Consider the following 13,844-nt stretch of genomic DNA (forward strand, 5'->3'; position numbering starts at 1 on the left):
GAGATGTGTAGTATACGTGATTTGTTGTACCAAACGATGTTGAATCTGCGATTTACGCCGCCTCCAGCAAGCCTACCTGTAATACTGGATACACCTTTCTAGAAAAGGGATTCTATCATCGAGCAGCAATTCTTCTTGCAGTAATGTTGTTATATTCTCTAATTTTGCAATGAATAGTGCGTAAAAATCGCCCGATGTGGGATATGAAAATAGCCCATACCCCTTAGGTGACAGTATCTTGTTAACCTCTCTGATTTTATCAGGTAAAAATTCATAGTTGTACGCTTCTAAATGCTCAAGGTCTTCTTTGGCTGCTAATTCAATATGATGGGCAAATTCATAGTCGAGAATAAAATTGACGATCTCTTGATATTGCTCACCTTTATAGTCCACGTATAAAAATTGTTTCGTTTTCAGACCAAATTTTAATAGGTCCTCATGGATGTCATCACTTCCTTCATCTCTCAAAAACGGTTCGAGATCCTTGTTATCAGGGAATAGCAGCTGTGCTATCTCTTGATCCTGCATACTTCTTCTCCCCCTTATTGAAACAACTCCCCATGCCGGTTAGGAATGTATTCGGGATAGTTTTCACGATAGAATTGATCGATCTTTTGAAGCATCGGGTCCCATTCAGGGTATGGCTCAGGGTCTCCAAACACCATTTTCGCTTCCGGGGTATTCATGAGCAATCCATCTGGCTGAGAGGGAACCGGCAACCCCAGTTTTCTTCTTACATGGAGCAAGAATAGGATTTCAAATGGATAAAATCCATATCGAAACTCACCAAACTCACCCAGCTGTCCAATTTCAGAAGCTAATGCAGAATGATACAGGGACATTGTCGAAATCAGAGATTCTATTTCCTGCAAATCACCTGTGGACCATCGTTCAAGCACTTCCTCATAAACGTCTAGATCATCAGGGATTGATCCGCATCGCTGTCCAGCTTCCTTAAAGCTATTTTTCACGGCTAGATGCAATTGTTTATTCGTTCCCATGATGGTTTTATTTCTATACTGCAGGTACAGCTCAAGCAAAAACCAAATATGTCTGTTCTCTTCATTGGCATCGATTAAATGTCCACCGAAGTGATGAACCACAAAATCATATAGTATATTTTCTTCTTTCTCCCATCCATACATAGTGAAATGTACCAAGGTGATAACGACTTCTTTAAACGAATATCCCAAGATCATCTCCGGATACCTGATTGTATAAAGGTCCTGCCCCATACATTGATAAAACACGACCTTCTGCATGTTCTTTAATCCTTCTGGGTTGTTTTCACCGCTGATCAATACTTCGTGTTTCCATTGTGACAAGTAATATGAGAAAATTTTATTTAGATTTATTAATAGGATATGATCTTTCTCTGTGTCATTTTGCTCTACGATTTTCTCAATCTTGCTTTTGCTGGCATCATATTTATCTTTAACATCTTCAAATTTGATCCCATCCACAAAATTTTTACTATATCTTTTATATGCCATTTCAAATTTCTTTTGGTTTAGCATTACATCCTCCCTATCAATGAACCTAGCTGAATAAGAGAAAGAGTTCCATGGATTTTAGATTTTAGAATTTCATATTCGAGATGGATAGTACGAAACCCTTGCAACAGGCCAAAATAACCCCATGAAAATGATGCGCATGCCCCGCTTACCCTTTACGAAGTCCAACCTAATAAACAGCCGCCCGAATCGGGCGGCCGCTCCATCAATTATGGTTGCTTTCGTTCCTCATTCATTTTCGCCGTAACGCTTCTGACATCCAGCGCGTTGATAACGCCATCCCGGTTCACGTCCAGCTTCCGCAAATCGCCCGCCGGTTCTTTACCGATATGCCTTGCTACCAGTCTGACGTCCCGGTGATCCACGATCCCGTTGCCGTCAACGTCTTCAGGCATTGCGGACTGCGTACCAATCTGAATCCGCGATAAGAACGTACGGTCCTCGCCATCCGAATAATACAGATACCCGTCATCGCCGATCGTAAAGCTGTAGGCGCTTGTTACGGTTCGGAAGTCCATGGTAACCGGATCCACCGCCACCAGTTTCGTGCCGAAGAGGGCGTACAGAATGCCGTCGGAATCCCACTCCAAAGGAACGGACGACCATGCCCCGTAGTTGAACGGACCGCTGTGAATCTGCTTGTGCTTAACGATTTCCTTGGTCGCCGGATCCATCGCGAATATCGTTCCGTTAACAGCTCCCCAAATAAGTCCGTCATGTGGCCCGACCGTTAGACGACCGATAAATTCAGGCTTATCAATACCTTCAAGCTGAATGGACCATTCGTCGAGCTTCTGACCGGTCACGGCATCCATGGTGAACAGCTTAGCTTCATTAGCAGTCGGGTTGCTTCCAAGGCCGTTATGGATATTGGTGGACCCGAACAGAATGCCATCCTTATACGCCAGCCCGACGACGCTTTGATCTTGGACTACATTTCGGATCACCGTAACGCCGGTCTTATTCTCGGCATAAGCCTTGGGATCAATAATCGTCACGGCACCGCCGTTCACGCCGTATGCGGACACGCTGCCAAAATAAATGCGTCCCCCTCCGGATGTCGCTTCAATTAGGCGGTCCTGATGAGCCTCCGGGTCAACCTGCAGGAACAGGGAGGGATTACCGCTTCCCGGCTCCCTATTTTGATCATATTTGTGAACATTGGCCTTAGGGTATACCCCCATATACATGGCATCCTCATGATAAACCATGCTGTCGGCCTGACCGAGCGAGATCGGCAATACTTGCTGTTGCTCCGGATCGTAAACAGCTCCTGTACCTGCACCGAGCGTACTCATAAACAATTGATTGTCCTTGCCCTGTTCAATGACATGAATGTTCAGGGGAGTCCCCTCTACGACGGGAGGCGTCACCGTCAGCTTGTTCTGCGAGACGTTGAAATAGACAATCCCTCCTCCAAACTGCATGGTCACCAAGTTCATCCCGATTAGATCGGGATTGTCATGGCTGGCAATCTCCATCCAATCCGCGCCCCGGAGCCCGCTTCCATATTTCATGCCGGTGGTTCCGATTTCGCCGGTCGCCAGGTTATAATACTTCAGCGTATTGTCTGCCACGAAGTACACCTTGTCTTGATAGGAGTCAGTTACATGCAGTCCCGTTACGTTGGACAATACGACATCGAGCCAACGAGAGGCTTTCACGTCATAAATGTACATATTTTTGGACTCGGAATATCTTGCAAATATATACCGGTCATCCACCAGGTTCATATCGTAGACAAAGCCGGTTTCTTGTTTGTTCATCAGCGGCTCGGCGATATTGACTTTAACTCCCGATTCCAAATCCAACCGAATGATCTGACCGTGGGCGGTCCCTGCGTAAATATGCCCGCCTTCCTCATCCAGAGCGATTGACCGGACATATTCTTGAGCCTGATTGCCCAACATTCTGCCGTAATCCTTCGTTACCGTCCCCGCCCCTAAATCGTACTTGAACACCTTTCCTCCAGGGTAGGTGCCGATATATGCATTTCCTTGGCTGTCGGTTGCGAGGGACCACGGGCCTTCCTCACCAAAGTCATGCACCAGCTTCATTTCCTGGGTTTCCGTCGAATACAGCCACAATGTTCTATGGGAGGTTACATACACATGCTTGCCGTCCGGTGTCACTTCATGATGCCAAGCGTCCCCGCCCCCTCCGTGCATAATCGTCTTATGGATCACCGTATTGGTTGCCATGTCCACCACGTTGAACTGGGCCGGAGAACCTTTGACCGTCGTAAACATCACCTTTCTTCCGTCCTGTTCGCCAACCGCGCCGTCATAGATGCTGATCCCCCGAATCGGCTGCGCCAGACGCTCCGGCTCCCCGTATACTACCTTATCCTCCAAGCGAACGGCACCGCCCTGAACGGAATCCTGGGCGTAAGTCACGTTAACCGGGTGAATCGAAGCCACGCAAGCGCATGAAAGCATAACCATAAGTCCCATCTTTACACTCATCTTCATCAAAATCAGCACCTTCCTTCCACTAAATAATAAATTCATAGGAAACAGAAAAACTGCTGCGTGTCATGATGATCGCCGGTCTCTTGTAATTCATGAGGTCCTTAAAAGGAAGGGCATCTGGTCTACGAAGTTCATTCCAGATGCCCTTAAGAAGCTTAAAGAACGTTTATAGGAGTGCCGAGGCCGCCTGAATCAAATAAGCTGCGGCTTCCGTGGAAATATGCTTGCCTGCCTGCGCTTCGACTTGGTCAATGAATGAAGAAACGTTGCCTTTGGCGGCCTTTGTTGCCAGGCTGTTCGCAATCCCGTGATTATCGATCCAGCCCTGCTCCGCAAAGCGTTGCACCAGCTTTTCCAGACTTTCGAAGCTGTTTTCAATCGTAAACGTAATATCATGCACCGATTCATTGCCCGCCACATCGCTTGCCCGGATCGTCAACGTATGCTGGCCGAGCGGAAGACGGAACAACGGAATGGAGGAGGAATCCGAATTTATTGGCTCGCCGTCCAGCGTGAGCGACGCGGTGTTCGAAGCAACCCCTGACCATTCATCCCGAAGCTCGAAACCGATCTCAAGATCGTCCGAGCTGCTGATCACCTCAGGCACCGCCGATTTCCAATCGATGAAGGGCCCCTCGTGATCCAACCGCCATTGGATCGATTTCGCAGCTTCTTCATTTCCGGCTTTGTCGATGGAACGATAGGTGAGCTCATAGCGTCCGCTCTCGTTCACTTGCAAAGGCGAACCGGCATAGGACGTCCAGGTTTGCCCGCCATCCCACGAGTATTCAGTGGAAGCGATCCCGCTTCCTTCATCGTAAGCCGACAGCGTTACCGTTACAGGGCTGACATGCCACCCCTCTTGTCCATCAGGCTGCTCCGGGCTGACCGTGGCCTCTGTCGTTGGAAGCTGGGTATCCTCCTCTTCCCCAACATCGGAAACAGGGATCATGTACATCCGTGTTTCTTGCGCGTAGTATATGTTTCCGTCATTCCCTAGGGTAAAGAGCGCCGTATTAATCCCTAATGCCTCATGCTCCATCGTCTTCGGATCCAGAACCGTCAGCTTGCCATAGAGATCGGTATAGAGCAAGCCGTCCTGTCCCCATCTCAGATGGATCGGCCGCCACATCCCGTAATCCGTGACGCCCGGATAGATAACCTTGCTCTTCACTACCTCCTGCGTCTCGGGGTCAACGGCAAACAGTATGCCGTCCGCGGCAGCCCAGAGGAGGCCGTCTTGATCGAAGGTCAGCCCGCTGATCATGATCGGTGCCTTCACCGCTCCCGGGATATCCGGCGTAAACTCGCTAAGCTTCACCCCGCTTACGGCATCCCATACAAACATCTTCGCTTCCGATTCGGTCGGATCGATTCCGAGACCTCCCCGGATGCTGGTCGAACCGTAGACCTTGCCGTCCCTGTAGGCCAAGCCCACAATGCTCTGGTTATGCACGACTTGGCGATGTACATCGAATGTATTCGATGCCGGGTCGTACGCAACTAGGGCTCCGCCCAATTCCCCGTAATACGGTATCGTTCCGAAGTATACCTTTCCGTCTCCGGACGTCTGAACATAAGGGCGATCTTGATCTTCACCCATGTAGAACAGGGATACCGGATTCGGGTTCGGCTTGCTCGGATCCGTCTGGATCGGCTTCGTCGTATCCAATTTGCGGATCTCCGCCTTCGGATATATGCCGAAGTACAGATCATTGCCGAGCGAGCCGATGCTTTCGGCTTGACCCATCGGATACGTCGAATGGGTGCGCGTAACCGGATCGAATGCTCCTCCCAGTGCGGAGGTCATGCCGCTTGTATAAATTTTGCCGTCCGGCCCTTTCTCCAGAGCCTGGATCAGCGTAGGCTGCCCTTCGGCGACGGCAGGCAGCATCTTCTGTATGCCCGATTCAAAATTGAACAAGGCCGCCTTTCCGCCGAATTGGATCGTAACCAAGGTCTCCCCCGGAAGCTCCGGATCGTTCGGAAAACGAACCCATCCGCTGGAGCGGAAGCCGGTTCCGTAGGCAAGTCCCGTATCCGTCACCTGCTGCGTCGTCATGTCAAAAGCCTGGACCTTCCGATTTTGAACGAAATATACTTTCCCTTCATGTTCAGGCGATACATCGAGGCCGCCGTATCCGTTGTAAACCTCATCCAGCCACACGCCCCGCGCCATATCGTATATAATCAACGCGGTTGTTCCGTTGCCGTTTAAGTAAGCGAAGAGATAATCACCTCTTGCATCCAGACCGTATACGAACGGAAGACTGCTAACGCCCGGAATATCCCGAATCGGCAGTTCCTCCTTCTCGCCGGTAACCGGATTCAGCTTGACGATATGTCCAACCGTCCCGATTCCTGCAAATACGATGCCATCGGCGTAAGCGATGGAACGAACATATCCTTGGCCCTCCACCATCGTGCCGTAATCCGTAAACGTCTCCGTTCGAGGATCGAATTTAAACACTTTGGCGTTTGGATACGTACCGCCGTACAGATTTCCCTGCTCGTCCGTAATCAATCCCCAAATCGAAGTTTCACCCGGAATCGCGACCCCAAGATCATCAAGCTCTTTCGTTTGAGGGGAATAGCGGTAAACCTTGGATTGACCTGCTATAAATAACGTTCCGTCTTCGGCTACGGCTTTTGCCCAAGAGCTGTCCGCATCCGGAAGCGGGAACGTGCGGAGCAGTTTATTGTCTGCGAGATCGATGACATTTAACATCGCCGGCTTCCCATTGACCGTGGTGTACATTACGTCCCGGCCGTCCTCTTGGCCATAAGCGCTTTCAAAAATCGCGATTTGCTGGATCGGAGCCCCCATGGAGACCGGCTCACCGAATTGTTTGTTAATCGGCGAACTCGCTTGCGCAGGCGATGCCTGCAGCGCAAATCCTACCAGCATGACCGTAATTAGCAGCAGCTGTTTCTTCAATTGTTTGATTCCCAATATCATTAAGGTTCCCCTTTCTTTCATATCGTTCCTGGCTCACACTTGGCTTTTAGGTGCACTTCGTTTACAGGCTTACCTCTTTTAGCCTCCTTTCTTATTGAAGTGGAGGGGCTTAGAACCGATAAACCAGGCCCTCGCTCCGTTCTTGCTGATTATTATAAAAACAAGCGAACGGTTTGAGAAATGTCTCATTTTCATGGAATTTGTAATTCTTCCTTGCGTTCTGGACGTCACCCCAAACTGCGCTTGATTCAAGAGGATGGAACGCTTGTGGAGATTTCAAAAGAAGTAGAAATCGCTTAACTGCCTGCTTTACTTGCATCCAAATCCAGCCTTATTTAAAGGGGAGCGTTTAGCAAAAATAATCAAACCTGCCGCTCGGAGGTCTGCTACGATCTAGTCAAAGAGGGCGGGACTCGGATAAGCTTCAAGCCATCCATCCCCCCGACGTTTGAATAGGAGGAACCATGCGGATGAAACATCTTGTACTTGTAAAATCCATACTGATCGGGTTGTTATGTGCCCTGTTATTTTCCTGCCTCAGTTATGCGCTCGATTGGACTATCCATATGATGCAGGACGAAGCTCCCGGCAGTCCATTCACCATAGCCTACGGCGCTCGCTTCATTCTCGTATTCTGCTTTGCTGCAGGGATGTGCCTGGATCATTATCGAAAAAAAGGATCGGATTAAACCCGGAATCTCCGTCTGTTTCCCTGCTTAAGCATATTACAAGCATTTTCTGTGTAGAGATGATAGCCCGTAGTAGCTTGCTATTATGACCTTCAAGTATCGCTCACTGCATCGCATGCCCATCTGCTAATGGAAGCCCGCTCCCGGCGGGCTTTTACTTTTGGTATTTGTTTTTGCGGTGTATGGGTAGCTGCGGTTAAGGTGCATTTCGAGAACCGGCTCTCCAGGTATATTTAGCTTTTCGAATGTGCAACAAAGCCCTGTTTCATTTTTTTACGGCGAAAAACTGTAACTTTATGCTCCGCTTATACGTGAATTACATAGAGAGGAGGGCAGGAACCTGAACAGTCTGGAATCGATATATCAATATTACGTCAAAGACGTTTACCGTTACTTGTACTCCCTCTCTTATGATCACCATACGGCAGAAGACCTGGTACAGGAAACCTTTTACCGGGCGTACCTGTACCTTGAGGATTGGAAGAATGAACGAATCAAGCCATGGCTATTTCGCGTTGCCCATAACGCTTATGTGGATTATCAGCGCAAGGCAAGCCGCAGCATCGTCAAGGATGCCGCTTTTTTCGCTCGGATGGTCGACCGGGATACGCCGAGATCACCCTGCTCCAGCAAGAAGTCCAAAGAGAAATTGGACGAATGTTGGCCGATATTCCGGAGAAGCAGCGGCAAGCGGTGCTCCTGGTGGATTTTCACCAATTCACCTACCAGGAAGCTGCGGATATTATGGGCATCACCTTATCCCATATCAAAATCACCTTATTTCGAGCCAGGCAGCGGCTGCGGGAAATGAAACGAAAGGACGGAAGGTTATGAGCGAAGATTTCAAGCAGCGATTGAGAGATTATGCGGACGGCAAGCTGACGGACGAGGAGAAAAACGAAATCGAACGGGAAATGGAGAAGCTGGAGGAATATCAGGCTTATTTAAACGAATGGATGGATAACGAACCGGACAATGCTGGATCTAAGCGCCCGGCCGATGTTCAGAACGACCTCTCACCCAAGAAGGAAAAACGCATTGTTCGCAGGGCCAAATGGAAAGCCCGAATCTCAAATACGTTGACAGTGATAACCGCATTCCTGGTGATTACCTTTCTTAGCTCGATCGGTACCGCGCTGTTCTACGGTGTCGGCGATCCGAGCCGAAACGATAAATATCGGGATGCCATTGCTTCGGCCATCTCGATCACCATGCCTAACATTAACGTTTCACTGAACAGTCAGGGCAAAACCTATTTCATGCAAGAGATATACGGAGATATGGAAAAGCAAGTAGGAAGCGAACGAGTGACTGTCGGTGAGTACACCGTCAACTTCCTGTTTGGGCTGCCTTCCGTCAATGCGGATTGGAAGAATGGCAGCTCGCGTCAATCGCAGATATTCTATCGGCCGGACCCTACTCCAGAGACTTCTTCCGCGAATCCAAATGAAGATCCCAGGGAACAGTCAAACAAACAGACAGCAAGCGCCTCTTCCGCAAAAAGCGGTGACTGGTCCCGGCTCGAGAAGCTTCCCGAAGGCACCGTGGCCGAAGCCTATGTATCGTTTAACCGTTTCTTCACTACGGATGAGCTGCTGAAGCAATTCGAGAAACGGAACATGGAGCCCGTCTGGTTTGCCGTGGATACCGGACCGGAGGACCGGTTCGGCAATCATGATGGCGTAATCACCGACCCTGTCGGATTTCCATCCTATCCCGTCTGGCATCATGACGATTTGACGATCACCTCCTATAAGGAAGAAAAGCGCGGCTGGTTCGGCAAAATCGTGTCCAGCGGCGGACATTATCCGTCATTGGACACCTACGGGGACGGGGAGCTGCGGAATGCTCACTTCATCAAATCGCTGCGGCTCATGCAGGAGTATAAACTCATTAGCGAGCGGGTAGCTCCGTTCATTGACGTCGACGCTTCATTGGCTTACGTAGAGGAGAATGGCGTTCATCTCTATGGTGCCGTCATTACCGGTCCCGTCAAGGAGCTGCTGACGCTGCGCGAGGTTTCCTGGGTGCATGACCTGCGTGTCGGGGAAGTACGGCTGTGGAATTGGAACGAGTGATTATTTTTCACCGAACCTCTTGGCGACTCGGAGCGAATATATAGGTGAGGTCACATTAAAGGAGGAGCAAGCTTGCAAGGTTCAGACTTAACGCCGTGGCTGCAGCGACTAAAGGAGGGGGACAAGGAAGCATTCCGGTATGTTTATGACCGAACCGTCGATAATGTGTACCGAACAGTGGCTCTTCTTGTATCCGGCCGGCAGGATATAGAGGATATCATGAATGAAATTTATTTTAAGCTTTGGCTCTCGTTACCCAATTATGACCCCAATCGTCCCTTTCGGAATTGGCTGCACGGAATCGCGATCCGGCAGGTTCAGGACTGGAGGCGCAGAAAATGGCGTAAATTCCGCCTGTTCGAGCGCCAGAAAATGCTTGAAATCCAGCCCGAGCACCCACGGACGGACCGGGTCATTGTATGGAACGAGACAAGCCGAGAATTGCTCGAGCTTCTAAATCATTTATCCTACAAGCTTCGAATTGTCGTTGTTCTCCGGTACTATCATGAATACAGCCTAACCGAGATTTCCGAGCTGCTCGCGGTCCCGATCGGGACCGTGAAATCGAGGCACCATCAAGCCTTGAAAGAGCTTCGCAAACATTCTGTAGAGCTGGATTTAGAAAAGGGAGGTGATTGCTTTGTCCATTGAAGAACGGTTGAAGGATCACATGCATCAGGCGGCTGATCATCTGAATATCCCGCAGGATCTATATGACAGCATATTACAATCGACGGAGGAACGCATTTCCGACAGAGCTCGGTTAACCCGAAAATCACGTAGTCGCAGCATCATTCGTAATGCCTTTGTGATCGGAACGGCAGCTGTTTTCATTGTCGTTGTCATCGTGTCCTCTGCCTTCATTTCCCCCGTGATGGCCGAAACCCTAAGCCGCATTCCAATGATGCATAATGTGTTTAAGCTAGCAGGCGACTTAGGATTAAAGGCAGCTGAGCAGAAAGGGTTGGCCACGGAAACGGATTACTATGACACACACGAGGGCTACACTTTAACGGCATCGCAGGCTATGTTCGACGGCATGCGCGGAGCTATAGCGCTTCAACTGGATGAGGCAGGACATCCCGCCTCCCTGTTTGATCCTTTCGCTCGCGGCCAATCCGAAGCTTCATCACTAAAAAGCAAGGGTTCCTTTCAAGTGATGAGGGCCTTCATCAATGGAACAGAAGAAAGCATTACTTGGGATATCGGCCCCGGCAACGATGCGGAATCCGCCATTGTCACGATTACCGGAGCGTCTTCGGACCAAGCTGCCCGCAGGCCTGTGCTGCCGGAAACGTTTAATTTGACGCTTGAGGTTAGGCTCGAGATGATCCCGGAGCCGTTTATCCTGCAAATTCCGATGCGCAAAAATACTGATAATCATATCCTATATCCGGAAGCGGAGAAATCATCAAGGCAAGTTAGCTGGAGGCTGGAAGAAATGGAGCGCTCCCCAGTCTCCACTCGCATGGAGCTGGTATTAAAAGAGACTTCTTCGGATGAACGGACCATTTACTTTGAAGTCGTAGGTCAAGACGGCACAGAAATAAAAATCATTGACCTCTACGCTAACGATATGAAACAAGGTTACCGTCGCTTGGACATGCTGTACGAGCCCCTTCCTTCCGATCATCAGTCATTCACGATTAAGCCGTTCCGTTATGTGTATGGAGACTCCCCTGACGCTTGGGAGAAAGAATACATCAAGGATCTGGAATTGACTGTACCGATCGAGGGAAATGACTAAAAATTTTCGAATCACTGGAGGAAACATACATGAAAAAATCGATAAAAGCAATGACGATCCTGACGGCTGCAGGCCTTTTAATGACTTCCGCACCGCTGTTGACTACGCATGCCGCAGCCAAAGCCAATACTTCTGCTGCCGCGGCTTCTTCCCTCAAAAAAATCGATCCCAAATTAATATCCGAGGCACAGAAAAAGCTGAAAGATGCAACCGGTAAAAGCTATTCTTTCAGCAAAGTGGAAAGTTGGAAAACAGGAAATGATACCGGCTGGACGCTTACGATTAAGGGAGCCCATTACAGTTACGTCAACATTACCAATAATAAAATAGACTCCATCCAACTTGAACAAAAATGGGCGGATCTGCAAAGCTCCAGCAAAGAGACTATCCAATCGGTGCTCAAGGATCTGGAGGTGGCATCGCTGCCCGAATCAGCCACCCTTACTATCAACTATTCCGGCAAGCAAGCCGATTCAGGCAAGGTTGGAGTGTTTGCGCACGTAGACAATCATTACATTACACTGCTTGACGGCAAAGTGAAGCGTGTGATGTCCACCATACCGGTAGAATCGGTGTCTCAGGACATACGGGATGCAGCGAGCGATGCTATCAAAGGATTCCAAGGCATAAGCCTCGGCAAACTGACAAAGGCGTCCTATGTTACCGAAAAGGGCAAATCTCATTTCGAGCTGACATTCCAAGGAACTTCCGCAAAAATGCCGATCTTTATAAGCATTGACGAAGCGTCGCGGGGAGTTACGATGTTTGAAGTATCCAGCCTTCAGGATTCCGCAGCCGAATATACCAAAGGGTATAAGAATCTAATGAATATGAGCGAGGACAAGCTCCTTCAAGCTGCCATTCCGTTGGCTAAGAGCAGCATGAATCTGGATTTGACCGGGTACAAAGCTGCCAAGGATAAAGATCTTCCAGGAACCGTCCATTTTACTATGAAAAATAAACAAAGCGTGGAAGGCGTGTATAATTCGAAAGGGCAAATCTATGCTCTCAAGTTAAAGTAACCGCTGCTCCTTCTAAGACGGCTCTCTCCATAAAGTATGCCCTGATCATCGAGGAATTGAGCCCAGTAGGAGATCAATTAAAGCCTTGAAAAAATGGGTGTCGGTACGCTGATCTTCCCCCCATCAAGTAGACAGCATTAAAACGGATAGGCTTTAAGCAACCTTGGTACGGAGTTCCACCGTATCAAGGTTGTTTAATTTTTCTGTGGCCACCTTCGGAAGTGACTTGATCCAACGCGCACCCGACGCTTCATTTTATTATAGTTGAAGACGATTAACGAAACGAAACAGCCAGTCGCCGGATATTCGGCGACTGGCTGTTTGTACATGTGCTTGTAAGGTTTTAAGCTTTTTCTCATAAACGGGTCTGTCCCCGGCGATCCTGCAAGGCGTTTGCTACTTTACGGAAACGGCCATTTCAAGCTCTTTGATATACTGTTTGACAATCTCGCCGTTCGCGTCCACCTTGAATTGGCCGGAGCCGTCATCTATCGTTACCGGTTTAAACGGCTTCACCGTGATGGACTTGGCAGACTTTCCGACAGCCTCTAACACGAAATCGTAGTACATATCCCCTTTCGCATTGTTTTCGTCTGTGCCGGATCCGGAGATACGTTCGATGATACGGCCTTGATCGTCCACAAAATCAAAGAGTATGTCCTGATTTGCTTCCGGATGCTGCTTGTACCCCTCCATAATCAATTGCAGCCTGGACGAAGTCGATGTGAGTGTTGCCTTGTTCAGCTTGATGGTTACGTTGCCAAATGTTTTGGTTACATTAGGCTTGACAACAACCGGCTTCTCGGCTGTTTTTTGGACAGGAATCTTCAGCTTAAACGGCTTTTTGTAGCCTTCCAGATCAACCTCGGCGGTAAGCTGGAACTTGTCCGGGAATGCTTCAAGATTGCCTCCGAGCTGGGAGGCATCCGTCAAGTAGATGACGGCCGTATCATTTCCTTTTGGTCCCCATACGAGGGTTGGTCTTTTCGCGTGATCGCCGCCGCCATACTCGTTAATCGATTTGCCGTTGATGGCCATCTTGATATTGCTGATCGATCCCTTGCCAAGCAAGTAGTCGCCTGTCTTCTCGTCAATTTTCCCTCCGACAAGCTTCCCATCAGATCCTTTCCCGCTGCGCTTAAGCTCAATACGGACATGGTTTCCGTCATACAGCGCTTTGGCAACGCTCAAGGTTACCCCCTCTTGGGTTACACGCTGGGATACCGCAGACTGTGCTTTCGCGGAAGGCTGAGTGGCTGCCTGCGCCGTCCCCCATGCAGCACCGCTTATAATCATGCCGGCCAAAGCCACGGAGCTCATCACTTTATATGCCTTTTTCATATTGATTCCTCCTGATTAAGTTT

General features: G+C 49.2%; 10 protein-coding genes and 1 pseudogene. 6 read left to right on the forward strand and 5 right to left on the reverse strand.

Going from position 1 to position 13,844, the window contains the following annotated elements; genetic code table 11:
• Positions 1-72 precede the first annotated feature (72 nt).
• The 4 genes from MKX76_RS19450 to MKX76_RS19465 all read right to left on the reverse strand — a co-directional run bounded on the left by MKX76_RS19450 (position 73) and on the right by MKX76_RS19465 (position 6,944).
• Positions 73-528 carry a DUF6630 family protein gene (locus MKX76_RS19450; protein WP_007132500.1) on the reverse strand — a complete coding sequence of 152 codons (456 nt, stop codon included), beginning with the start codon at positions 526-528 and terminating at the stop codon, positions 73-75.
• 14 nt (positions 529-542) lie between these two features.
• Positions 543-1,517, reverse strand: a complete 975-nt coding sequence (locus MKX76_RS19455) for a hypothetical protein (protein ID WP_144878028.1) — start codon at positions 1,515-1,517, stop codon at positions 543-545.
• Between the two features lie 206 nt (positions 1,518-1,723).
• Positions 1,724-3,985, reverse strand: a complete 2,262-nt coding sequence (locus tag MKX76_RS19460; RefSeq protein WP_341034486.1) for a dockerin type I domain-containing protein — start codon at positions 3,983-3,985, stop codon at positions 1,724-1,726.
• A 166-nt stretch (positions 3,986-4,151) separates the two neighbouring features.
• Positions 4,152-6,944 carry an OmpL47-type beta-barrel domain-containing protein gene (locus MKX76_RS19465; protein ID WP_051425257.1) on the reverse strand — a complete coding sequence of 931 codons (2,793 nt, stop codon included), beginning with the start codon at positions 6,942-6,944 and terminating at the stop codon, positions 4,152-4,154.
• Between the two features lie 470 nt (positions 6,945-7,414).
• On the opposite strand from MKX76_RS19465, the gene MKX76_RS19470 reads away from it, so the two are divergent.
• From MKX76_RS19470 to MKX76_RS19495, 6 genes and pseudogenes are all read left to right on the forward strand, one after another.
• Entirely contained in the window at positions 7,415-7,633 is a 219-nt protein-coding gene (locus MKX76_RS19470; protein ID WP_007132504.1) for a hypothetical protein, read from the forward strand.
• Between the two features lie 340 nt (positions 7,634-7,973).
• Positions 7,974-8,467, forward strand: a pseudogene (locus MKX76_RS19475) (sigma-70 family RNA polymerase sigma factor).
• A complete protein-coding gene (locus MKX76_RS19480; protein WP_028407372.1) occupies positions 8,464-9,711 on the forward strand; it encodes an anti-sigma factor in 1,248 nt (415 codons plus the stop codon). Before MKX76_RS19475 ends, MKX76_RS19480 begins: the two are co-directional and overlap by 4 nt.
• Before the next feature lie 72 nt (positions 9,712-9,783).
• Positions 9,784-10,362, forward strand: a complete 579-nt coding sequence (locus MKX76_RS19485; RefSeq protein ID WP_007132507.1) for a sigma-70 family RNA polymerase sigma factor — start codon at positions 9,784-9,786, stop codon at positions 10,360-10,362.
• The gene (locus MKX76_RS19490) at positions 10,352-11,458 is read left to right on the forward strand and encodes a DUF4179 domain-containing protein (protein WP_028407371.1); all 1,107 of its coding nucleotides are present in this window, start codon (positions 10,352-10,354) and stop codon (positions 11,456-11,458) included. Before MKX76_RS19485 ends, MKX76_RS19490 begins: the two co-directional genes overlap by 11 nt.
• Positions 11,459-11,487: 29 nt before the next feature.
• Positions 11,488-12,480, forward strand: coding sequence for a hypothetical protein (locus MKX76_RS19495; RefSeq protein ID WP_028407370.1), 993 nt, complete (start codon positions 11,488-11,490; stop codon positions 12,478-12,480).
• 396 nt (positions 12,481-12,876) lie between these two features.
• Here MKX76_RS19495 and MKX76_RS19500 read toward each other — a convergent pair whose 3' ends face one another.
• Positions 12,877-13,821 carry a DUF5643 domain-containing protein gene (locus MKX76_RS19500; protein ID WP_341034488.1) on the reverse strand — a complete coding sequence of 315 codons (945 nt, stop codon included), beginning with the start codon at positions 13,819-13,821 and terminating at the stop codon, positions 12,877-12,879.
• Positions 13,822-13,844 lie beyond the last annotated feature (23 nt).

It is taken from the genome of Paenibacillus sp. FSL R5-0810, from assembly GCF_038002285.1.
Taxonomy (GTDB): Bacteria; Bacillota; Bacilli; order Paenibacillales; family Paenibacillaceae; genus Paenibacillus_AQ; species Paenibacillus_AQ lactis.